The organism is [Clostridium] colinum (genome assembly GCF_940677205.1).
In the GTDB taxonomy this organism is placed as follows: Bacteria; Bacillota; Clostridia; order Lachnospirales; family CAG-274; genus Tyzzerella; species Tyzzerella colina.
Window position 1 is genome coordinate 1730587 of sequence record NZ_OW712331.1, and the last position, 24401, is coordinate 1754987.

The window sequence follows — 24401 nt, forward strand, 5'->3', positions numbered from 1 at the left end:
TATTTATATTTTTGTAGATTTTTCTACATTTGTTTGTATATGTATTGTTAAATACATCATTTCTTCTTCACTAAGTTCATATCCATAATTTTCTTGCATCATAATATAAATCATTTTTACACAACCATAGGCCTCTTTATATTGTTTACAAATAATATCAAATAATTTTTTATCATTATCATATTTAAGCTCTTTATGTAAATATCGTTGTGCAAAATATTTTAAATGTGTTAAAAATCTTTGATAATAAAAACTATTTTCATCAAAAATAATTTCTTTATAATATTTTTTTACTATCTCTTGAATGTCATTTATTATATTTAATATTTTATAATTATCATTTTTTTCATTTCCTTCTTGAGCATTTACAAAATGTAGTGCTATAAATCCGGCTTCATCTTCTTGTAAATTTACATTAAATATTTCATTTATTTTTTCTAACATATCTATACTTATTTCATATTCTTTAGTATAAAACTGTTTAATATCCATAAGCAAAACATTTTTTAAATTTATACCTTTTTTAAATCTATTTATAGTTCCAAAAATATGGTCGCTTAAAGATATATAAATGCTATTATTTAATTTTAAATTAAACTTATTCTTTACATTATCAATATATTTATGTACAAAATCTAAAATATCATAGGGTATAGATAATAAGTATTTTTGAATTTCTACGCTATTTTGTGTATTTTCTGGATAAAATATTTTTTCTATTTGTAAGGGATTTATTTCTTCTCCTTTTTTAAAATGAAACCCTATCCCTTTACCTTTTACAATAATATCTTCATTTTTATTATCTTTTGCTAAAACTAGATTATTGTTTAATATTTTAGTTATTCTCATCAAAATCCTCCTAAAATAACAAAAAAGACCTATGGCACTAAAATAAAATTAGTATCATAGGTCTTGCCTGACGATATTATATCCAGTAACAAACCTTTGTAATATCTCCTTATTTGTATTATTATATTAACATAAAAAATATACAATGTCTATAATAAAATTATATAAAAATAATAATATTATTTATACATATTGTACAATTTTATATTGATTTATTTACTTATTTACGTCTTATTATATCTGCTTATCAACCTATGTTTTCTATAATTCCATCTGTCATACTTATTATAGGTATTCTACCTACCATATTTTCCCTATCCATAATATCTGTACCTGTATGTTTCCTTTTTCCACCGTATGTTCGCTCTGCTCCATAACTATCTCCATATATATAATTTTTGCTATGCTCTAAAGGTATAGGAAAACTTTTTATATCTTGTAATATGTTTTTTATTAAATTATAGTATGGGTCTATGCTTTTCTTTTTATATTTATTTTTTATACTATCATAATTAATAATAAAATCTTGCTCAATACTCGATATGTTTAAATCTTTATTATCAAAAAAATTATTTTCTATCCCATAATATGTAATCATCTCTGCAAAATCTAAATTATATTTTTTAGCTACTTCTTGTAATTGTATTATATTTTCTGATGATATTTTAAAAGAAGCTAAATTATTTAATGATACATTTAGTTTATGTCTATTATTAAACTTAGTAAAAAATAATACTAACATTACTATTATAACTATGCAAAATAACATATACTTTAATTTTTTATAATCTTTTTTATATTTTGTACTTCTTCTATAATATGCTTTTTTTCTCATATTTAATAACCACCATTATAAAGATTGTATATTATATGTTATCTTTTATTTAAATATTAATATTTAAGTATTAAAAATAAATTTAAATTATTTTATAATCTATTTTTCTATAAAAAAAGTATATTTTAAACCCAATTAATTTTTATGACAAATTTATTTATCATATTTTAGGTTAAAATATACTCTTTTTCGTTTGCCTTATAAAATAATTTTAAACTTCATCTAAAAATACTCTATATCCTCTTACAGCTTCATATATGTCTGCTTTACTCGTTACCTCCCAAGGAGCGTGCATACATAATACTGCTATGCCACTATCTATAACCTGCATACCATAGTTTGCAAGTATATAGGCTATTGTTCCGCCGCCTCCAAGGTCTACTTTACCAAGCTCTGCTGTTTGAAAATTAACATTATTTTTATCCATAATATTTCTTAAATGTGCTATATATTCTGGATTAGCATCATTAGACCCACCTTTTCCACCAGAGCCTGTAAATTTATTAAATACAAGACCTTTAGCAAAATATGCCGAATTTTTCTTTTCATAAGCACTAGCATATAATGGGTCATAAGCCGCACTAACATCTGAAGATAACATTTTAGAATTTTCTAAAGTACGTCTAAGTTTTAATTCAGAATATTCTCCCATTCTGTCCATAACCTCTGCTAAGCTATTTTCAAAAAATTTTCCGTGCATACCAGTAGCTCCAACGCTACCTATCTCCTCTTTATCAACTAATATACAACAAGATGTTCTTTTAACTGGTTTATCTTCAAGCATAGCCATTAAAGATGTAAAAGCACATACTCTGTCATCTTGTCCATAAGCCATAATCATACTTTTATCTATTCCACAATCTCTGGCTTTACCTGCTGGAACAATCTCTAACTCTGCTGATAAAAAGTCTTCTTCTTCTATATTATAACTATCTTTTAAAAGCTTTAAAACATTTGCCTTTACAGCGTCTTTTTCTTCACCTTTTAAAGGCTTATTTGCTATCAAAAGGTCTAGGTTTTCCCCTTCCACAACAGTTCTTGCCTTTTTGTCCATTTGCTCTCTAGATAAATGGGCTAATAAATCTGTTATTACAAAAACAGGGTCTTCATCTTTTTCTCCAATATTTATATTAACTTTTGTTCCATCTTTTTTTACAACAACACCGTGTATAGCAAGAGGCATTGCTACCCATTGATATTTTTTTATACCACCATAATAATGTGTATCTAAATATACAAGTTCACTATCTTCATAAATAGGGTTTTGTTTAACATCTATACGAGGTGAATCTATATGTGCTCCTAATATATTCATACCGTTTTCTATAGGTTCTTCTCCTATTTGATATAAAATAATAGCCTTATCCATACACACACAGTATACTTTATCACCAGTTTTTAATTTAATATTATCTTTTATAATATCTTTTAAATTTTTATATCCTGATTTTTTAGCTAGATTTATAGTAAGCTCAACACATTCTCGTTCTGTTTTTCCTATGTCTAACATTTCTTTATACTTAGAGTTAATTTTTTCAAGTTCATCTAGTTGTTTTTCATCATAAACTTTCCAAAGATTTTCTCTTTCCATAAATAACACACCCTTTCTATAAATCAAAATATTATAAAAACAAAATTTTATTTTTATAATTTTATCAACAAAGTTATATTATGTCAATTTATAAAAATCAATTAATTTATCTTTATTTAAAAATGTTAAACTATTAGATAAGTTTTCATCTTTATTATAACATAAACTAAAATATAATATACTATTTTCTATATTGTATTTAGAACTACTTAAATTAACATTTTTTTTAATTTCATCTATTGATATTTTACAAAACTTTAATTTTAAGCCTATACCTAAATATTTACTATACGCTTCTTTTATATTCCAAATTTGTATTGGTTTCATATCTTTATCATCTATATTAATAATTTTGTTTAATATTTTATTTTTTATACTTCTATCTTCTTCTATATCTATACCTATATTAACTGGAGCTAAAGAACAAGCCACATAGTTTTTAGAATGACTAATATTAAAATATATGTCTTCATTTAAAAACTTAGGCTTACCATTTTCATCTCTATATATTTTTTTCACATCTAAAAATTTATTATATATTTTATAGTACATATAGTTTAACAATAAATATGATATTTTTGTTTCTTCTTTATAAGTAGTATAAAAATTAGGAAGCGGTATATTAAATTCACCTATATCAAACTTTTTTACTATACAAGTATTAATATATTTCATTCTTTATCATCTCTAAGCTTTGTTACAAGTGCTGCTTGCTTTCTTCTTTTTTCATGCATTTTAGCATAGTGTTTTTTAGTTGTATTTATGTCTGCATGACCTAGAGCATCTGCTACAAGATATATATCTTCTGTTTTTTCATAAAGTGCCGTTCCATATGTACTTCTAAGCTTATGAGGAGATATATTTTTTAAAGGTGTTGCTATTTTAGAATATTTTTTAACTAAGTTTTGAACTGTTCTAATATTTATTCTTTTTCTTTGCATAGATAAAAATAAAGCCTCTTCGTGTCCTTCTATTGCCTCTACTCCCTCTCTTTCATCTAAATAATCACTAAGAGCTTCGTACACTTCTTCTCCAAAATATAAAATACTTTCATTTCCACCTTTTCTTAAAACTTTTATACCCTTTGTATAAAAATCTACATCATCAATATTTATTCCAACACACTCTGAAACACGCATACCTGTACCTAATAAAAGGCAAATTATTGCAAAGTCTCTTTTTTTAGTATAGTTATGATATTTTTGTTGGCTTTTTGTAAGTTTTGTACCATTTTCTACTGCATTTAATAATGTTTCTATTTCTTCTTTATCTAAATATATAATATTTTTTTGATGTATTTTTGGTATATCTACAAGCTCTGCTGGGTTTGAGCTTATTTCCCCTACTTTATAAAAATAATAAAACATACGCCTAATAGCAGACAGCTTTCTTGCTTTAGCTTTTTCATTGTTTATACGGCTAATAGATATTGTTTTACCTAATTTTGTTATGTTTTCTCGTTGATGATATGATATATAATCTAAAAATCTGTCTATATCTTTATAACTAACTTGTTCTAAATCTTTAGCTTCTATGTCTAAAATGTTTTTAGCTCTAAAATATTTTACATTTTCACATAAAAAATCAAAAAAAATCCTTAAATCATATGCATATCCTAATCTAGTTTTTATAGATGTAGTTTGTGCAATAGATATAAAAAAATCTGAGCAAATATCTGGTAATTCTTTTAAAATAATTTTTAATCTATCTATAAGTTGTACTTCTAATTCTTCACTATATTTCATAATAACACCTTTTCTAATTTTATTTTGTATGAAATATTTACCATTAAAAATATACATAATAATAGTAAAAATCAACTAAAATTTATTAAAATGCTATTAGTATAATTTTTACTATTATTACCTATTTTTTTAATATTCATCATCTAATACTTTTATTTTAAATTTACTAACTATGTCTTTATAACAACTATCACACAAATCGAAGCTATGCTTTTGCCCATCTAGGCTAGATAAATATCCCCATTGTTTATCTACGGATAAATATTCGCAAAATTTGCCAAACTTATCTTTTTGTATCGCTTTGCCACACATATTGCAGTATACTTCATATATTTCTTCTTTTTCTGTAAGCACTTTTTTAGTTTGTCGCATAACCTATAACCACCCCCTAATTTTAAGTTACATATATATTATACACTATATAGTATGGGTATGTATACAGGTAAAATATGATATATTTAGCCTTACAAATTAAATATAACATAACTTTATAAAAATATTTATTTTAATATATTTTTATCTTTTAAACACCTTTCCCACTTCTTCCATAAAAGAATCTATATCTTTAAACTCTTTGTATACAGATGCAAACCTTACATATGCTATTGGGTCTAAAGTTTTTAACTTTTCCATAACCATTTCGCCTATGTCTTTACTGTTTATTTCTTTTTTATTGCTAGTGTATATTTTATTTTCTATTTCTTTAACTATTTGTTCTATGTCATTAGTAGATATAGGTCTTTTATTACACGCTAACAAAACACCTTTTAAAAGTTTATCCGATTCAAACCTTTCTCTTGTCATATCTCTTTTAACAACAGATATTGGTATCATATCTAATTTTTCATATGTATTAAATCTTTCATTACATTTTTCACAAAGTCTTCTTCGTTTAATAATAGTATTATCTTCCATACTCCTAGTATCTATAACTTTAGTATCTTCATTATAGCAAAAAGGACATTTCATTTTATAATTTCTCCTTAAAATCCATATTTTGTATATTAATATTATATCATATATTTTATAAAAACAATAGTTTTTACTTACAAATATTGATAAAATATATCATCTTAATTGTAAAGCTTTTTAACAATTATGCATAATATAGATAAGAAAGGAGATGTTAAAATGGTACTTGGTATATTGGGTGGAGATTTTAGATATAAATTTTTATATGAAATGTTAATTGATGAAAATCTTTTAGTATATGTATATAATAACAAGCACATTGAAAGTGAAAATAATATAAAAAGTTTAGATGAATTTTTAAAAAAAATAGATATTTTAATAGTTCCTATCCCTTTTACAAAAGATAATAACACAGTATTTAATGTTGATAATGAAATTTTAAATATTGATGTATTGCTTGAAAAAGTTATTAATAATAATATTAAAATATTCTTTGGCGGAGTTATTGGTAAAGATAGAATTAATTTTTTAGAAAATAATAATATAAAAGTATTTGATTTTTTTGAAGATGATTCTATCGCTATATTAAATGCTATTCCAACTGCTGAAGGAGCAATACAAACAGCTATGCAAGAAAGCTTTAAAACAATATTTGATAGTAAATGTTTAGTTTTAGGCTATGGAAGATGTGGAAAAATTTTAGCTAATATGCTAAAAGGTATAGGGGCTAATATAGATGTAACATATAGAAAACCTCAAGATTTAGCGTATATAAATGCATATGGTTTAAATCCTATTAATTTATATGATATAACTGGTAAAATAGATAAATATGACTTTATTTTTAATACTATACCTTATGAGATATTAGATAAAAATATATTATCAAAAATTAATAAAGATACTGTAATAATAGATTTAGCACAAGCTCCTGGTGGAGTAGACTATACGTTTGCAAGAACTTTAAATTTAAAGGCTATATATTGTCCTGGTTTACCTGCTAGAGTTGCACCATATACTGCTGGTAAAATATTAAAAGATAAAATAATTGAATATATAAAAAATGATATATAGTTAAAGGTTGTAGACAAAGTCTATAACCTCTCAAAAAAATAATCTTATTATTTTTTGAGATACTGTATGAAAAAAAGCTGATTTATTCGCACAAGGGCTAAAGCCCCTATAAATCTAGCTTTTTACACAATACAAGGCAAAGCCCAGTATTGTGATTAGAATTTTTATGCAAAGCATAAAAATAAAAAAATTAATAATAAAATATTCTGTCTACAGTCTGAAGGTTGTAGACAAAGTCTACAACCTTCAATTTAAATAGTTTTATATATCCTAATTATTTTATAAAGGATTATTTTTCATATGATTAATAAGTTCATCAACTGTTGTAAACGCAATACCTGTAACAGAATCGGCACAACCATAATATATACATATTCTACCTGTATCCGCATCTGTCAAGGTTGCACAAGGGAAAGTAACGTTTGGTACATCTCCTACGCATTCATACAATTCTTCTGGTCCTAAAATATAATCTTTAGAACGCATTTTCACTTTCCACGGTTCATCTATATATAATAAAACACAACCCATACGATAAACAAATCCATTACAAGTGTTTATAACCCCGTGATAGATAAGTAACCAACCTTCATCTGTTTCTATAGGTGTTGGGCCTGGGCCTATTTTTGTTATTTGCCACGCACTTGTATCTCCTGGAACTGTACCCATAACAAATCTATGTTTACCCCAATATGTTAAATCTGGACTTTGGCTAAAGAATATGTCCCCAAAAGGTGTATGTCCTGTATCACTTGGTCTACTAACCATTGCATAGTTGCCATTTATTTTACGTGGAAATAATACTCCATTTCTATTATATGGTAAAAAGGCATTTTCTAATTGATGAAATGTTTTAAAATCTGTTGTATAAGCTAAGCCAATTGTTGGCCCGTGATAACCGTTACACCACGTGATATAATATTTACTGTCTTCGTCTATATAACATACACGTGGGTCATATCTATATTCCCTTTTTAAGATTTCTTCGTCTTCACCTTCAAATTTAATAGGCTGATGATTTATTTCCCAATTTATACCATCTTTACTAAACCCTGCAAATATATCCATACTAATAGATTTACTATCACATCTAAAAACACCTGCAAATCCATCTTTAAATGGTACTACGGCACTATTAAATACACTATTAGAAGAAGGTATTGCTCTTCTTCCTATTATAGGATTTTGGCTATATCTCCATACGGGCATTGTATATCCTTCTGGTTTTTCTTGCCATGGTATATTTGGTAATGATTTTCCAATTATTTTTGTCATTTTTTAAATCTCCTTTTTAAATTTAAATTTTTCTTCTGAAATAGATTTATGTATATAATTAATATTATGTTCATTATTTTCAAATTTTATTTCACATAAATTATATTTATCTTCTAAATAATCATTAGTTTCGCCATCATCATAATAATATAATGTTTTAGCGTTATCTCCATACACCTTAAATGTTACTTCATTAGGTCTATATTTAGTATTTTTATATTCTTTTTCATAAATTGGTATTATTGCTCCTTCTTTTACAAATACTAAAATTTCTTCTAACTCACATTGTAAATTATAAAATTTTCCACCTTCAAACTTTTTATTTGTAAAATAGTTATACCAATTACCTTTTGGTAAATACACAAGTTTTCTTTTTTCCCCTTCATATACAACTGGAGCAATTAGCATAAAGTTTCCAAACATAAATTGTTCTTTTAAATCTAAAACATTTATATCTTTTTCAAATTCCATAACCATAGGTCTAAATATAGGAAGCCCTAGCTTATGTGATTGATAATATAAATTATATAAATAAGGCATAAGCTCATATCTAAGTTTTATAAATTTTTTAGCTATATCTTCTGCTCTTTTGCCAAAAGCCCACGGCTCTTGTCTTCTTGTATACATATTAGAATGATTTCTAAATATCGGTAAAAATGTTCCTAGCTGGTTCCACCTTATAAATAGCTCTTCTGTGCTATCTAACCCAAAGCCAGATACATCATTACCTACAAAAGAAAATCCACTAACCCCAAGGTTACAATTCATTGTAATAGACATTCTAAGCTGTTGCCAAAGGCTCATATTATCTCCTGTCCATACAGAAGAATATCTTTGTCCCCCTGCATATGTGGCTCTTGTCATAGAAAATCCTCTTTTATTAGGCGCTAGCTCTTTTTGTGCCTCACAAGATGCTCGGCTCATTTCAAACCCGTATCTATTGTGAAATTCTTTATGCTCAATAACTCCATAATCACTGTTATGCAAGCAACTTTCTAACATAGTTTTATAATCATTGTTAAACACACAAGGCTCGTTCATATCATTCCATATTCCATCTATGCTGTATTTATTAATAAATTGTTTTAATTCATCTTTCCACCATTTTCTACATTGTTCATTAGAAAAATCTGGAAAAGCACTATCATTAGGCCAAACTGCCCCAACAAAAACTTTACCATCTAATGTTTTAGTAAAATGTCCGCCTTCTAACCCTCTTTTATATACACCATAATTTTCATCTACCTTAACCCCTGGGTCTAATATTGTTATTGTTTTTATCCCTTTTTCCTTAAAGCTAGATATAGTATCCCCTATTCCATCAAATTCTGGAGATTTAAAGGTCATTACTCTAAACCCATCCATATAATCTATGTCTAAATAAACTACATCTATTGGTATATCTTTTCTTTCAAAAGTATTTATTAATTCTTCTACCTCTTGTTTAGAAAAATAACTAAATCTACATTGTTGATATCCTAAGCTCCATAAAGGTGGCATATCCATTCTACCTGTTAATAAAGTATATCTTCTAATTACATATTTTATGTTTTTTCCAAATATAAAATAATATTGTATCTGACCACCATTAGCTCCAAAGAAAATTCTATCTTTATAGCTTTTTCCCATATCAAAATAACTTCTAAAGCTATTATCAAAAAATATACCATATGTACTATTTTGCTTTAATGCTACATAAAAAGGTATAGTTTTATAATACATTATAGAATTATCATCTGTTTCTGGATCATCTGTATTATAATTTTCTATATAACACCCTTTTTTATTAAGCTCTCCGCCTTTTTCTCCAAACCCATAATAAGCAAGTGCATCATTTTGTTTGGTTACAAATATATGTCCATTTTCATCTATAAAGCTTGGTTGAAAATCTTTACAAATAATATTTTTATTTAAATCTAAAAATGTTATTTCTGTTGTATATTTATCTAAATAAACATAGCCTTCTTCACATTTTATTATAATATTATTTTCTTCTATATCTAAACTTATATCCTTATAAATTTTATTATAACAAACTGCCCCTGTTGGTTTAGCTTGTTCATATTTATCCGATATAAATATTTTCACTATACCTTCTTCATAAAAAGATAATGTAATCATACAGTTAGTAAAATCTATATATACGTTATTTTCGTATATATCATATTTTTTAAATTTAATAGGCTTGCCAGTATATGATTTAAACTGTTGATTTAATATTTCACGATATTTTAATTGTTCCATATTAAAATCTCCTTAATATAAAAATGTTAATTTTACAAATAATACCACCAAAATTAAAATGGTGGTATTATTATAAACTTAATTATTGAGCATTTTTCCATTCATCTAATTGTCTTTGAGCTTCCTCAATAACTTTATCTATTTTTTGTGCTTTTAATTTATCTTTTAGCTTAGCTAAATATTCATCAATATCTACGGACCCGCTATAAATGGTAGCTTTAAACTCTTCCATAACATTATTTATAGCCGCAAGTTCATTTGTTACTGGTGTAGTATCAAATTTAAACCCTAATAATGGTGAAGATTGTGAATTATCATTAAATACTTTAAATTGTTCCCATTTGTTTGCTGGTTCGTTATCTAAAGTATCTGTTATAAATAAGTTTCCACCTGCAAAATATGGGATAGAGTATGCTTTAGATTTTTCTGGGTCTAATTTAATAACTTTGTCTGATACTCTTGTATAGTGAACTCCTTCTATACCATAGTTTAATAAGTTTCTAATATATGAGTCTGTATTTAAAAGGTTTAAAAATTCTACTGCTTTTTCTTTATTTTTAGAATTGTTAGAAATAGCTATCATAGACCCTGTTGTAGAATCATTTGTTACTATACCGTCCATAATAGGACTAGATACTACTTCATACCCTAAATCTTTGCTCCATAAAACTTCTGCATAAGGTTGACCATCACCTTTTGTTACAAGTCTTTTTATAGATTTATCATCTTTAGCTGTAGCTGAATCACCGTTTATATAGCCTGCTTGATAATATTTTCTTAAAGTTTTTAAAGTGCTTTCCATTTTTTCAGTGTCAAAGATATTTTTAACAGTTAAGGTTTCATCACCAATCTCTACACCAACTGGACTTACAATAAAATCAAAATATTGTGGTGGTGAAAATCCTTTTGTAATATATAAAGGTACTACATCTGGTTCATTTTCTTTAATAACTTTTAACCAAGGTTCTAAATCTTCAAGAGTATGAAGGTCTTGGTAAGGAATATTATATTTATCTACATATTCTTTAGTAAAAACCCACATAGGAAGAGTAGAAATTTCTTTTTGGTTAGGAACTGCATATATTTTACCATCTATTGAAGCACCCTCCCAAAATCTTTCATCTATAGCTTCATACATATCTTTTCCTGTTGTTTCTAAATAAGGTGTTAAATCTAAAAATGCACCCTTTCTAGCATTACCAAGATAATCTCCTGCCCAAGAACAAGTAAAAGCTAAGTCAAATTGTTCGCCTGAATTAATTATTATACCAAGTTTTTGAGTGTAATCACCAAAATCAATATATGTCATATCAAGGTTTACACCAATTTTTTCTGCTAGATATTTATTAGCCTCTTCTAATACTACTTGTTTATCTTTAGGCTCTGCACCTATTGTATAGTATTTTAAAGTTACAACATCTCCATTAGAAGCATTAGCCGAACTTTGTTTACTACCACCACAACCTGTTAATGTAGTTGCCCCAATAGCTACTGTTAAAGCTAAAGCCACAAGTTTTTTCATTTTTTTATACAACATATTAAACACTCCTTTTCTTATTTTTGTACAAAATGGTAAGTTATATTACCATTTTGTACTTTTTATATTAAAACTATTTTAATTTAATTTTAAATGTTTTAATTTCATAAGGTTTAATTTCAAATGTAAATTGCTTTTCGTTAAAATCAAATTCTTTAATATTATTTTCCATAAGGTCAGTTTCAAAAACTTTTTCTATATCTTTAAATAGATTTAATGTAGCATTAGTTCTTTTATTATGATACTCATAAACTCTAACTATTAAATCTTGTGTATCTTCTGCTTTTTTAATAACTTCTATCATTACGTTTTCTTTATCTATGTTTATAAAGCTAAATTCTTTTCCTAAGCTACCATTATGTGCATCTTCTACAACTGTAACTAATGGGTTATTTAAATTATACGCTTGCATAGTTGTGTTTGCTTCTCTCCAATCACCTATGTGAGGATAAATAGAATAAGTATAGTAATGTATCTCTTTATCTGCATCTGGGTTAGGGTCGCAAGTAGATTTAATAAGAGTAAGTCTCATATCTCCTTCTACAATATCGTGGCCATATTTAGAGTCATTTAACATAGATACACCAAATCCCTCTTCAGATAAATCTGCCCATTTATGTCCACAAACTTCAAATCTAGCTATATCCCAAGTTGTATTATTATGTGTAGGTCTTTTTATATTACCATATTGTATTTCATAAGTAGCTTCATTTGTGTTAATATCTATTGGAAAACATACTTTTAATAATACATCTTTTTCTTTCCAATCAACAACATTTTCAAAATCTACTCTTTCAATATCTTTATAAATATGCATATATTGAGTTATTGTAGATGTTAAAAACTTTCTTTCTATTTTTAAAGTTGCTCTAACTGGACCATTTTCTATTATTTCTGCACTTTGTAAATCATCTACAAGCCACATTTTTTCTTTATAATAAATGTCAATATCCCAGTTGTCAAAGCACATAGGTTTATCTTCAAAAGCTTGTAGCTCATTACCTACTCTACCTTGTTTTAATAACTCTCTGTTAGACTTTTTATGCACAAATGATTTAATATTTGCTTTTTCGTCTAAAACAATTTTGAAAAAGTCATTTTCTATGTTTGATTTGCTGCAATCTAATACAATTTTTTCACTTTCTTCATCTACAAGCTTAAATGTTTTATATCCATTAGCTGGTATATTTTTAGCAAAGAATATAACTTTATTATCTCTTGTCATTTGACAATTAATTTTATTGTTATTTTCATCTAATACTGTTACATTTTTAAATCCTTCTGGAATATCAAATGTGGCAATATCACTTCTTTCAAAGCTTAATGTATTATTTACAACAACACTCTTATCCTCTAAGTTTATTTTAGAAGAAATTTTTCTAATATTATCTTCTAAGATATTATTACCTTTTTCTAAAAGCTCTTTATATTCTACCTCTGTAACATCATACACTTCTTTAATAGAAGACCCTGGTATAATATCGTGGAATTGATTTAATAATATAGTTTCCCATGATTTATTTATCTCTTGTTGTGGATATTCTTCTCCAAAAATCATATTTAAAGCACTTAATTTTTCTAGCGAAGTATAAAGATTTTCACATTTTCTGTTATCTCTTTTATTTCTAGCCATAGATGTGTAAGTACCTCTATGATATTCAAGATAAAGTTCTCCATTCCATTTTTTTAGCTTATCATTATCTTTTACTTTATTTTCTAATCTTTTAAAATAGTCTAAAGATGTACCCATTTTTACTTTTGGAGCACCAGGTATACCTTTTGCAAATCTTCTTGCATTTTCAAGCATTTCTAAAGTAGCACCACCGCCACCATCTCCCCAACCAAAAGAGATTAATACATCATCATTAATATTTTTGTTTTGGTATCTTCTCCACGCTCCCATAACGGCATCTGCTTGTATGTGGCCATTATAAGTTGTATTAAATGATGTTTTAGGTTCTCCTGGATTTGTAGCTGTTATAAAATGTGTAAATATCTCTGTTCCGTCAATACCTTTCCACATAAATGTATCGTTAGGTATTTTATTAAACTGGTTCCAAGATATTTTTGTAGTCATAAAATAATTTATACCCGACTTTTTAAGTATTTGAGGTAATGCTGCCGAATAACCAAAAACATCTGGTAACCATAAAATTTGGTTATCTACATTAAATTCTTCTTTAAAAAATCTTTTACCATGTAAAATTTGTCTTACTAAAGATTCACCAGATGTAACGTTACAGTCTGCCTCAAGCCACATAGCTCCTTCTGGTTCCCAAACACCTTGTTTAACTTTTTCTTTAACTTTTTCATATACTTTTGGATAATCTTCTTTTAAAAATTTATATAATTGTGGTTGTGAAGACATAAATATATATTCTGGATATTCTTCCATAAGTTTTAAAACAGTTGAAAAGCTTCTTGCCACTTTTTCTCTTGTTTGAGCAACAGTCCAAAGCCAAGCAACGTCTATATGAGTATGACCTACACAAGTAGCAATACAATCTTCATGACCACAAAGCTCTCCATAAAATTTTTCATTTAAAAATTTATTTGCTTTTTTAACACTTTCATTATATAGTTCACTTTTTGGTTGTCTAAGGTCTACTATGTTACAAGCCTCTGTTAAAACTGTAATCATATCTATTCTTCTTTTATCGTTTGCGTCTAGCTCTTTACATACATCTGCTGGTACTTTTAAATTAAAATATAATTCTCTAGAATCCATATCTATAACTACAAGTTTACCGTGTAATGTAGCTAATTTATCTGCCAACATACCCGCATATGCGTGTAAATCTATTTCATATTTAGTTCCTGCAACTGCATTATGAGATAATATTACTTCTTTATGGTTAATATCTAACCCTTGTATATGTTCTCCATTTACATACAATATAAATTGTGGGTTAGTTGCGTCCCAACCTTCAGTAAATGTATGAAAATTTAAAGCAATAGTTTTTCCTTCAAACTCTTTAGGCACTTCTACGCTACATTTAAACCAACCATGTTTATCTCTACCGCCCCATAAATCTCCTGTTTTAAACTCTCTAAATTCATTTTCATCAACCTTTTTTATATTATCAATGTTATGATAATTACCATCAATATATTTATAATTTTCTAAAGGTATTTCTTGACTATATACATTTTTAGCTATATTTTCGCAAGTTTTGTTAATTCTTTCTAATAAATAATACATATTTTTTCTCCTTTTCTCTTTCTTATTCTTTAACAGCACCTATTGTTAGCCCATTTACAAAATATTTTTGGAAAAATGGATAAGCAAACATAATAGGTAATGTAGTTATAACAACTATTGCCATTTTTAAAGTTTCTGTTGGCATATTTTTAGAAGCCTCTATTGCACTTGTACCTATACTAGATGCATTTTTTACTAAAAATTCCATAGAAGTTTCTATTTTTATAAGCATATATTGAAGTGGTATTAAATTTGGGTTTTCTATATATAGCATAGCGTTAAACCAATCGTTCCAATATGCTAATGTTAAAAATAATCCTATTGTTGCAATGCCAGGTATAGCAATAGGTAAAACTATTTTTACAAATAACTTTAATTCACTTGCACCATCTATCCTAGCCGATTCTATAACTGCCTCTGGCACAGATGTTTTAAAAAATGTTCTAAGTATTATTATGTTAAATGAGCTTACACAAAGAGGTAATATTAAAGCTAATATACTATCTTTTAAATTTAAAAAGTTTACCATAACTAAATAAGATGATACCATACCACCTGAAAATAACATTGGTATAAAAATAAGTTTTGTAAAAAAACCTTTATATGAAAAACTTTTTCTAGATAAAGCATAAGCATAAGTAGACATTATTAAAAGTCCTAACAAAGTACCACTTATTGTTACAATAATACTTACACCATAAGCTCTTAATATATCACTACCAGACGATAAAATATGTTTATAAGCTTCAAAGCTTAATTCATCTGGTATAAACCTATATCCGTTTAATCTTAATGACTCTTCGCTAGTTAAAGAAATTATAACAACAAATAAAAATGGTAAAATACAAGCTGCTGCCAACAAGAAAAACAATATATTTAGCAAAAAATTTACTGGCTTACTCACTTGGTTAAATTTGCTTTCAGACTCAACTTCTTTTGCTTTCTTACTTTTTTTTTGTATTTTATTTGATAACATAAAGTTTCCCTCCCATCTTAAAAGAATGCATTTTCACTGTCTACTTTTCTAACAATACCATTTGTTATAAGTATTAAAACTAAACCTACAAGAGATTGATATAAACCAGCTGCAGAACTCATACCTATGTTACCTAAATTCATTAATCCTCTATATACATATGTGTCTATAACATTTGTAACAGGATATAAAGCTCCCGAATCTTTTGGTAATTGGTAGAATAAACCAAAATCTGACCTAAACATACCACCTACTGCGTTAATAAACATTATAATAAGGACTGGTTTTAATAATGGTAATGTTATACTTTTTATTTGTTGCCATTTGCTAGCTCCATCTACAAGAGCTGCCTCATAATAGCTTTTGTCTATACCACATATAGACGCTAAATAAACTACCGTACCGTATCCTATCCCTTTCCATTGGCTCATAAAAATTATTATAAAAGGCCAATATTTAGACTCAGTATACCACGATACACTATCCATACCAAGACTTTGTCTTATACTGTTTATATATCCTTTGTCTGGGCTTAAAAATGCATATAGACAATAGCTAACTACTACCCAGGATAAAAAATAAGGTAAAAACATAGAAGTTTGGAAATATTTAGACAATTTTTTGTTATGTAACTCTTTTAATAATATTGCTAAAGTTACTGGTAAAACTATCCCTAATACTATAAATACTAAATTATATAAAATAGTATTACGTGTTATAAGCCACGCATCACTTGATGAGAATAAAAACTTAAAATTATCAAACCATACCCACTCACTTTTTATTAAGCTTTCTAAAAAGCCTCCGTGAACACTCCAGTTTTTAAATGCTATTAAAACACCAAACATTGGTAAATATGCAAATATTAAAAACCATATTGTCCCTGGTAAAGTTAAAAATAATAATTCTTTATTTTTATTTAACGTTTTAAAAAAAGATTTATTTTTATCTTTTGGCTTTTTGCCTTTTCTATTTTCCATTTTATACCCTCCTCATTAATTTTTTTACTCAATATCTATTTATATAAACAATACCATAGTTAAATGCTAATTAATAGTTGACTTTTTTTAGTTTCATTGTACAAATTTTATGTTATTATAATATATTTTTATATAAAAATAATAATAAAAAAATATGCACAATATACCACTTTGTCTTTTGTATATTATGCATATTCATTTTAATAATTTTTTTTGTGCAATTTTACTGTTAATAATTTTGTAGTTCTCTTAAAGTGGCTGGTGTAACTCCATAATATTTTTTAAATTTTCTATAAAAATAACTTGTATCTAAATATCCAACCTCTTTTGATATATCGCTAATCTTCTTGTTCGTATTTAATATTAAATCTTTAGCAACAGAGTTTCTTACTTTATTAAGATAATCTGAAAATTGTATCCCTATTTCTTTTGTAAACACCTGACCTAAATAAGATGTATTTACATTATATTCTAATGCTAAAGTTTTAAGACTTAAATCTTTATTATAATTTTCATTTACACATTTTACAATTCGCCTTACAATAGGGCTTAATTTTATATTTTCATCTGCTATATATTCAATTAAATAAACTAATTTTTCTTTTATATATTTTTTTATTTCTTCTAGTTTAGTTAAATTTAATACATTTATTATACTATCTCCTAAATTATCCTCGTTATCTATTTTAAATCTTGTTTTTAAATTATCATATAATATTAAAATTTTTGTAGCAAAATTATAAATATTTTTTGGTGTTAACCCTTGATTATCTAATAAATCATCTATATACTTATTAACTGCTTCTATATCATTATTTATTATTAGTCTACTTATCTCATTTATTTCATTTTCAAACTGAATATCTCTACTATGTAATAAATCTTCTTCTGTTAAGCATTTGTTAAATCCAGATATTAAAATATTTTTTCTAACTAAATTACTAATTTTAAAACTTTTATTTAACATATTAATATCATCTACTATTCTTCCAACAGATATTAAAATATCATAATTATATTTATTTCTTATATCTTCTAATATGTCTTCATAAAATTTTTTTATTTCATTTAAATCTGTATTTTTATCAAAGCTATTTATAAGTATTAAATTACCATAATCGTCATATAAAACTTCTGTTTTTTCTATATATTTAAAGTTTATGCTATTAATACCTTGTTTTATTAATAACGTACTTACTACATATAAGCTATCATCTAATTTTATATTTATTTTTTCTTTACTATCTATTAAATCTTTTTTAGTTGATTTTTTATTTAATATATTTTTTAAAATAATATCTTTTTTAATATTTATATTTTTAATATTTTTATATTCATCTAATTTAGTTACTATATCTTTTAATACTTTTAACAGTTCTTCTTCATCTATAGGCTTTAATATATATGCTTCAACACCAATAGATATGGCCTCTTTTGCATAAGTAAAATCTTCATATCCACTAAGTATAATAAACTTTACATTTTTATCTATATACTTTATTTGTTTTAATAAGTCTATTCCATTTACAAGAGGCATATTAATGTCTGTTATTATAATATCTACTGGATTTTTCTTAAAAATTTCTAAAGCTTCTTTTCCATTTTGAGCCGTATCTAAAATAGTTATATTTAAGCTTTCCCAATCGATAATATTTTTAAGCCCTTCTCTTATAAGATTTTCATCATCTACTATAATCGTTTTATACATATTTTAGCCCCTTTCGTTAACATACGGTAATTTTATAGTTATTTTTGTTCCTTTTTCTTCTTCACTTTCTAAATATAGACCGTATTTATCACCATATTTTATTTTTATTCTTTGGTTTACATTTAAAATTCCTACCATTTGTTGGTCATTTTCCTTGTTTTCTATTTTTTGTTTTAATATTTCTAGCTTATCCTTTGATATACCTTTTCCGTTATCTTCTATTGTTATATTTATAAATTCTTTTGTATGACTTATTTTTATAGATATTTTGTTATCATCTTTTTCTAGCCTTATTCCGTGAACAAAATAGTTCTCTATTAATGGTTGTAAAATAAATTTTATTATTTCTTTATTTAATAATTCTTCTTCACATTTTACATTATATATTATTTTATTTTCATATCTAAACTTATAAAGCTCCAAAAATTTATTACAATATTCTAGCTCACTTTTTATAGTTATTATATCCTTTTCTTTTAGCTGACTTCTAAAAATATGTGCTAATATATATATCATTTTAGCTACTTCTTTATCATTATTTATTATTGCTTTCATTCTTATAGACTCTAAAGTATTATATAAAAAATGTGGATTTATACTACTTTGTAATGTTTTCATTTCGGCCTTTTTTTCATTTATTTGTGCTATATAATATTTATCTATGTATTCTTCTAGATTATCACACATTTTATTAAAATTTTCACATATAATAGATATCTCATCTTTTTCTTTTTGAACATTAAGTGGTATTCTTTTTAGCTTATCATCTATATTTATACTTTTCATTGTATCTAAAATAATACTTAATCTATTGTTTAAATTTTTTAAACGATTAAATATAAATATTTGAGAAGCTACTAAAAATAATAAATTTACTATAATAATATAAAAAATTAACTGTCTATATTTTAAAATCCAATTTATATTTTCAAACGTTCCTAAAACAATTAAATCATTTGATATATTTTCTGTTATTATATTATTTTTATTTGCATTTAAAATTTTTGTTACATCTAAAAAATTTGATTGTTCTTTTAAATAATTACTTTTAGAATCATATAAAATCAATCCATTTTTCTGTAAAATTAAAATTCTAAATGATTTATCATAACTTTCTATAATTTTATCTATTTCTAATTTATCTAATTTAAATATAATAATACCTTCTTTTTTTAAATTTAAAGGATTATTTATATCTCTTATATATAATATCTCTTGCTCTTCTTCTTCTACACTTTGTAAAAATTTTTCATCTGAAATATTAGAAAAATATCTCTCTTTTATCTTTATTTGCCTATCAAATAAATAAGATATATTATTATTATAAGATACTAACTCTATACTTTCTATTAAATTACTTCTAGAAAAACAATTTTTAATTGCATATTCTATGCCCTTATAATAACTATCATTACTTTTACAAAATTTATCTAATTTATTTTTTGTATATGTATTTAAATCATTATTTAAAAAAAATATTGTATCTTCAATTATTTTATTATCACTATATAGTTCAAACATAAATCCACTTATAAGGGCTTCAGCATCTTTAAAAGTTTTTACTACATTATTTACCATTCGTCTATTTATTTGCTGATTATATATATTGTCTTTTTTTTGTATATTTTTAAATAGTACTATATTTATAATAAGAATAAAGCTAAATATAATTACATTATAGCTTATCATCAATTTTTTATAAAAAATTGTTCTTTTTTTCATAATTAAGCCCCTTCATAAAATCTATAAAATAACTATATTATACACTTTATTTACTATTTTTGTCAAATTACATAGTAAAATTTACTATATAGTTTAGAAATTTTTAAAATATTTTTTTATATATTACTATATTTATCAATTTTTATTATTTAATTATATATACAATTAATATAAATATATAAAAATACCCATATTAAATAACTTTTCAATATGGATATTTTTATATATTTATAATTTTATACACTTTTAGGCTATCTATACTGATAGTCTTAGGTTGTAGACAAAATAGAACTAACACAAAAAAGCTGAAAGCATGAGAACTCTTCATTCTCATCTTTAATCGTATACGTAGCTTTGCCTACGTATACGCAAAGTTAGGTTTTTAGGGGGCTGGCTTTAGCCCCTTACAGGATAAAAACTTGCTTTTTTCATACAGTACCTCAAAAAAATAATCTTGTTATTTTTTTGAAAGGTTGTAGACTTTGTCTACAACCTAATTTAGATTTTAAAATATTATTTTACCTATAAGATAACCTAACTGATAACAACCTATAACAGATAAAGTCAAATAAAAAAAGTTTTTCATAAAATTCTCCTCTCATATAGTTAATCTTTGGTGTATTAATATTATATGATAGGAAAATTTTATTAATGATAACTTTTTCTATAAAAATTATTACATTTATTTTCAATTTTTTAAGTGTGATTCTATTACTCTTGTAAGATTTGCAAAATCTTCTATATTAAGACGTTCTCCTCTAATATTTACATCAAAAGAAGCTTCCTCTAATATTTTTGTTATTTGTTCTTTATCAAATTTAAAATTTTCTGCATTAAATATACAGTTTAATAAAGTTTTTCTTCTTTGAGAAAAAGCAACTTTTATAACATAGAAAAATAATTCTAAATTTTCTACATCTACTGGTGGTTTATCTAATGTTGTAAGCCTTATTACCGCCGAATCTACATTAGGTCTTGGCATAAAACAGTTTCTAGGAACATTAGCAACAAGATAAGGCTCACAAAAATACTGAACAATAACAGATAAAGCCCCATAATCTTTAGTTCCCGGCTTTGCTTCCATTCTATAAGCCACTTCTTTTTGTATCATAACAGTTATACTATCTATTGGTAGCCTATTTTCCAATATATTCATTATAATTGGTGTTGTAATATAATAAGGTAAATTAGCTACCACTTTTATTTTAGAATTTTTATTTTCTTCTGCTATTTTATTTATATCTACTTTTAATATATCTTCGTTTATAATCTCAATATTATTAAAATTAGATAATGTATCCTCCAAAATTGGAATAAGTGTTTTATCTATCTCTACTGCTATAACTTTTTTAGCATTTTTAGCAAGACAAGCTGTAAGAGTACCTATACCTGGGCCTATTTCTATAACTATATCTTCACTAGATATGTTGGCAGAAGTCACTATTTTATCTAAAACAAGCTTATCTATTAAAAAATTTTGTCCAAAGTTTTTCTTAAAAGCAAAATCATATTTATTTATAATTTCTTTTGTTTTAAAAGCTAACGTTTTATTATCTTCTTTATTATTAATGTTAATCTCTCCAAACTTTATTTAATTTTAGCCACCTCTATTTTAAGAAGTGGCTAATTGTTTTTATAATTTGTATAATTTTAATTCTATAATTGTTACTAATATTTATTTATCTCTATAATATGTTTTTTTGTTATACTCTAGCTTAAATTTATCGCCCATATCTTCAAAATAAATATTTTCTGTTTTTGCCTTACCATCTGCACCTACAACTTCCACTTTTGTAGCATCTATAAGATTGTATTTTAAAGAAACTAAACCTTTATTGTTTTCATATAAAAACTTTCCTTCTGGGGTAACTTGAAAAACTTCTCCATTTTCGCTTTCATATTCTCCAACAATATTTTCTTCCATAAGATTAAATAAAGCAACTTTGTCTTCTTCTGTCATATTTATAGTTTTATTATTAACTTCTTCTTTTTCACAACCAACTAAATAAACAGATAAAACAATTAATATAGCTAAAATTATTTTTTTCACGGTTATTTTCTCCTAAATTTTATTTTCTTTTATAAATAATTATTTATGAATATATAACTTTAATTGTAAGTATATCTTATATAAAACATACTATTTATTATTAATATATTTAAGATACTAATGATCAATATTTTATAATTAATTATTATTCTAATTTAGAATTTAATCAATTAATAAGAAATATATTAAGATAAATTATTTTTTCTATAATATTTTATTAATGATTTTTGATATAAAATTATTAGTATTAAAATTTATAATTTCAAATTTATCATGTTTTATCAAAATATTAAAATTACCGCTTATATTTCTAATATCTTTACATATATTAATTTCAAATTTATCATGTTTTTTAGATATCTCTTTATATCTAAAAAATATATCTTTACAGTATGTTATATTTTCTTTAATCATTTCTTTTTCTTTTTTGATTTTACATATAATTTCATTTATATTTATTTTACTATTATCAAATTCAATAATAAAAGGAACTACGTTTGAATATAAGTTATTATAATTAGAAAAATTTATATCATACCCTATACAAATAGTGTTATTTTTAAAAATTAGTTTATTTACTAAAATTATAGCTAAAATTATTTTATCTTCTATTATTAAATTTTGAGAATTTATTATTTCTTTAATTTGTATGTAAATTTCATCATTTACTTCTAAAATTTCATTTTTTATATTTTTTATTTTATTAAATTTTTGAACCCAATAACTTTCATATTTACATATTTGTTCAAAATAATTCCCTATACTTAATAGATTATTTTTTTCATTTATATTTTGTACATATAATTTTTTAAATTTATCAAATTTAAATTCTTTATCTAACTCTATAATATTTCCATAAATATCTCTTATTTTGTCTATAATTATATAATTATTATTAAAAGTTAAAATTATTTTATAATTATTATTTTCAAAATTATCTTCATTTTGTAAATAATATGAATCTATTATATAAAAATTATTATTTATACAAATTTTAGCAGTAGCTAATATATTATTAATTTTTTCAAAATTTAACCCTCTAATAAGACAATCTACTTGATTAACATCATTATAATCAGTTATATTTATGATTCCACAATATAAAGGTTTTTTATATTTTCCAAAATAACTTCTTAAGGTAAAATCTTGATTTACTTCTTTTAAATTATTATTAAGAATATCATTAACTAAGTGTTTAAATTCATTAAACCCTGAATATAAACACTTTAAATTTAGAGAATAAGCAGTTTCTTTTTTGTCTATTTTTATTGGCTTTTGTAATAAAATAGCTCCTTTATCTAATTCTTTAGTCATTGTATGCCACGTTATTCCATGATATTGTTCTTTATTTATTATAGCCCAAGATGTAGAATTAACTCCAGCATAAGATGGCAATAAAGAATCATGGTAATTAATAGCTTTTATTCTTGCTATATTAATAATATCTTCTGGTATTATATTTAAATATACTATACTAAATAAGTAATCAAAATCATATTCTTTTATAATATTTATATCCTTATCACTAACTATATTTATATTTTTAGATTTACAAAAATCTTTGACATCTTCATTAGATGTTACTACTAAAATTATATTAAAAAATTTTTTAATTAAAATTTCTATGCATAACTTAGTAAGAATACCATTTCCTACTATTATACAATTAAAATTATTGGAATCCATAAAATATCATCTCTC

The 24401-nt window shown here is 24.7% G+C and carries 19 protein-coding genes; 1 reads left to right on the forward strand and 18 read right to left on the reverse strand.

What is annotated here, in order from left to right; all coding sequences use genetic code 11:
• Positions 1–3: 3 nt before the first annotated feature.
• From licT to nrdR, 7 genes are all read right to left on the reverse strand, one after another.
• Positions 4–849 carry a BglG family transcription antiterminator LicT gene (gene licT, locus NBW53_RS08430; RefSeq protein ID WP_250277832.1) on the reverse strand — a complete coding sequence of 282 codons (846 nt, stop codon included), beginning with the start codon at positions 847–849 and terminating at the stop codon, positions 4–6.
• Positions 850–1096: 247 nt separating this feature from the next.
• The gene (locus NBW53_RS08435) at positions 1097–1684 is read right to left on the reverse strand and encodes a hypothetical protein (protein WP_250277833.1); all 588 of its coding nucleotides are present in this window, start codon (positions 1682–1684) and stop codon (positions 1097–1099) included.
• Between the two features lie 211 nt (positions 1685–1895).
• Entirely contained in the window at positions 1896–3275 is a 1380-nt protein-coding gene (locus NBW53_RS08440) for an aminopeptidase (protein ID WP_250277834.1), read from the reverse strand.
• Between the two features lie 78 nt (positions 3276–3353).
• A complete protein-coding gene (locus tag NBW53_RS08445) occupies positions 3354–3950 on the reverse strand; it encodes a 4'-phosphopantetheinyl transferase family protein (RefSeq protein ID WP_250277835.1) in 597 nt (198 codons plus the stop codon).
• A complete protein-coding gene (locus tag NBW53_RS08450) occupies positions 3947–5020 on the reverse strand; it encodes a tyrosine-type recombinase/integrase (RefSeq protein ID WP_250277836.1) in 1074 nt (357 codons plus the stop codon). The genes NBW53_RS08445 and NBW53_RS08450 overlap by 4 nt, the downstream gene beginning before the upstream one ends.
• A gap of 129 nt (positions 5021–5149) precedes the next feature.
• Positions 5150–5392 carry a hypothetical protein gene (locus NBW53_RS08455; RefSeq protein WP_250277837.1) on the reverse strand — a complete coding sequence of 81 codons (243 nt, stop codon included), beginning with the start codon at positions 5390–5392 and terminating at the stop codon, positions 5150–5152.
• Positions 5393–5536: 144 nt separating this feature from the next.
• Positions 5537–5989 carry a transcriptional regulator NrdR gene (gene nrdR, locus NBW53_RS08460; RefSeq protein WP_250277838.1) on the reverse strand — a complete coding sequence of 151 codons (453 nt, stop codon included), beginning with the start codon at positions 5987–5989 and terminating at the stop codon, positions 5537–5539.
• Between the two features lie 162 nt (positions 5990–6151).
• Here nrdR and dpsA point away from each other — a divergent pair, with 162 nt between their 5' ends.
• Complete coding sequence (gene dpsA, locus NBW53_RS08465; RefSeq protein ID WP_250277839.1) at positions 6152–7006, forward strand: dipicolinate synthase subunit DpsA; 855 nt, start codon at positions 6152–6154, stop codon at positions 7004–7006.
• Positions 7007–7285: 279 nt separating this feature from the next.
• On the opposite strand, the gene NBW53_RS08470 is transcribed toward dpsA, so the two are convergent.
• From NBW53_RS08470 to NBW53_RS08520, 11 genes are all read right to left on the reverse strand, one after another.
• A complete protein-coding gene (locus tag NBW53_RS08470) occupies positions 7286–8281 on the reverse strand; it encodes a glycoside hydrolase family 130 protein (protein ID WP_250277840.1) in 996 nt (331 codons plus the stop codon).
• 3 nt (positions 8282–8284) lie between these two features.
• Positions 8285–10525 (reverse strand): glycoside hydrolase family 31 protein, encoded by a 2241-nt coding sequence (locus NBW53_RS08475; RefSeq protein ID WP_250277841.1) that lies wholly within the window; start codon positions 10523–10525, stop codon positions 8285–8287.
• A gap of 82 nt (positions 10526–10607) precedes the next feature.
• Positions 10608–12062 carry an ABC transporter substrate-binding protein gene (locus NBW53_RS08480; RefSeq protein ID WP_250277842.1) on the reverse strand — a complete coding sequence of 485 codons (1455 nt, stop codon included), beginning with the start codon at positions 12060–12062 and terminating at the stop codon, positions 10608–10610.
• 73 nt (positions 12063–12135) lie between these two features.
• Positions 12136–15264, reverse strand: a complete 3129-nt coding sequence (locus NBW53_RS08485) for an alpha-mannosidase (RefSeq protein ID WP_250277843.1) — start codon at positions 15262–15264, stop codon at positions 12136–12138.
• Positions 15265–15286: 22 nt separating this feature from the next.
• A complete protein-coding gene (locus tag NBW53_RS08490) occupies positions 15287–16240 on the reverse strand; it encodes a carbohydrate ABC transporter permease (protein ID WP_250277844.1) in 954 nt (317 codons plus the stop codon).
• 17 nt (positions 16241–16257) lie between these two features.
• The gene (locus tag NBW53_RS08495) at positions 16258–17220 is read right to left on the reverse strand and encodes an ABC transporter permease (RefSeq protein ID WP_250277845.1); all 963 of its coding nucleotides are present in this window, start codon (positions 17218–17220) and stop codon (positions 16258–16260) included.
• A gap of 229 nt (positions 17221–17449) precedes the next feature.
• Positions 17450–18928, reverse strand: coding sequence for a response regulator transcription factor (locus tag NBW53_RS08500; protein ID WP_250277846.1), 1479 nt, complete (start codon positions 18926–18928; stop codon positions 17450–17452).
• A 3-nt stretch (positions 18929–18931) separates the two neighbouring features.
• Positions 18932–20650 carry a sensor histidine kinase gene (locus tag NBW53_RS08505; RefSeq protein WP_250277847.1) on the reverse strand — a complete coding sequence of 573 codons (1719 nt, stop codon included), beginning with the start codon at positions 20648–20650 and terminating at the stop codon, positions 18932–18934.
• 688 nt (positions 20651–21338) lie between these two features.
• Positions 21339–22220: a 16S rRNA (adenine(1518)-N(6)/adenine(1519)-N(6))-dimethyltransferase RsmA gene (rsmA, locus tag NBW53_RS08510; RefSeq protein ID WP_250279029.1), complete on the reverse strand. Its 882-nt coding sequence runs from the start codon at positions 22218–22220 to the stop codon at positions 21339–21341.
• A 105-nt stretch (positions 22221–22325) separates the two neighbouring features.
• Positions 22326–22700 (reverse strand): hypothetical protein, encoded by a 375-nt coding sequence (locus tag NBW53_RS08515; RefSeq protein WP_250277848.1) that lies wholly within the window; start codon positions 22698–22700, stop codon positions 22326–22328.
• A gap of 204 nt (positions 22701–22904) precedes the next feature.
• The gene (locus NBW53_RS08520; RefSeq protein ID WP_250277849.1) at positions 22905–24386 is read right to left on the reverse strand and encodes a formyltransferase family protein; all 1482 of its coding nucleotides are present in this window, start codon (positions 24384–24386) and stop codon (positions 22905–22907) included.
• Positions 24387–24401: the final 15 nt, after the last annotated feature.

Excerpts from the sequence above, each read along its gene's own strand:
- nrdR (WP_250277838.1), bottom strand. The coding sequence starts at position 5,989 with ATGAAATGTCCTTTTTGCTATAATGAAGATACTAAAGTTATAGATACT.
- NBW53_RS08475 (WP_250277841.1), bottom strand. The coding sequence starts at position 10,525 with ATGGAACAATTAAAATATCGTGAAATATTAAATCAACAGTTTAAATCA.
- NBW53_RS08440 (WP_250277834.1), bottom strand. The coding sequence starts at position 3,275 with ATGGAAAGAGAAAATCTTTGGAAAGTTTATGATGAAAAACAACTAGAT.
- licT (WP_250277832.1), bottom strand. The coding sequence starts at position 849 with ATGAGAATAACTAAAATATTAAACAATAATCTAGTTTTAGCAAAAGAT.
- NBW53_RS08435 (WP_250277833.1), bottom strand. The coding sequence starts at position 1,684 with ATGAGAAAAAAAGCATATTATAGAAGAAGTACAAAATATAAAAAAGAT.
- NBW53_RS08505 (WP_250277847.1), bottom strand. The coding sequence starts at position 20,650 with ATGAAAAAAAGAACAATTTTTTATAAAAAATTGATGATAAGCTATAAT.
- NBW53_RS08470 (WP_250277840.1), bottom strand. The coding sequence starts at position 8,281 with ATGACAAAAATAATTGGAAAATCATTACCAAATATACCATGGCAAGAA.
- NBW53_RS08520 (WP_250277849.1), bottom strand. The coding sequence starts at position 24,386 with ATGGATTCCAATAATTTTAATTGTATAATAGTAGGAAATGGTATTCTT.
- NBW53_RS08495 (WP_250277845.1), bottom strand. The coding sequence starts at position 17,220 with ATGGAAAATAGAAAAGGCAAAAAGCCAAAAGATAAAAATAAATCTTTT.
- dpsA (WP_250277839.1), top strand. The coding sequence starts at position 6,152 with ATGGTACTTGGTATATTGGGTGGAGATTTTAGATATAAATTTTTATAT.
- NBW53_RS08445 (WP_250277835.1), bottom strand. The coding sequence starts at position 3,950 with ATGAAATATATTAATACTTGTATAGTAAAAAAGTTTGATATAGGTGAA.
- NBW53_RS08500 (WP_250277846.1), bottom strand. The coding sequence starts at position 18,928 with ATGTATAAAACGATTATAGTAGATGATGAAAATCTTATAAGAGAAGGG.
- NBW53_RS08450 (WP_250277836.1), bottom strand. The coding sequence starts at position 5,020 with ATGAAATATAGTGAAGAATTAGAAGTACAACTTATAGATAGATTAAAA.
- NBW53_RS08485 (WP_250277843.1), bottom strand. The coding sequence starts at position 15,264 with ATGTATTATTTATTAGAAAGAATTAACAAAACTTGCGAAAATATAGCT.
- NBW53_RS08455 (WP_250277837.1), bottom strand. The coding sequence starts at position 5,392 with ATGCGACAAACTAAAAAAGTGCTTACAGAAAAAGAAGAAATATATGAA.
- NBW53_RS08490 (WP_250277844.1), bottom strand. The coding sequence starts at position 16,240 with ATGTTATCAAATAAAATACAAAAAAAAAGTAAGAAAGCAAAAGAAGTT.
- NBW53_RS08480 (WP_250277842.1), bottom strand. The coding sequence starts at position 12,062 with ATGTTGTATAAAAAAATGAAAAAACTTGTGGCTTTAGCTTTAACAGTA.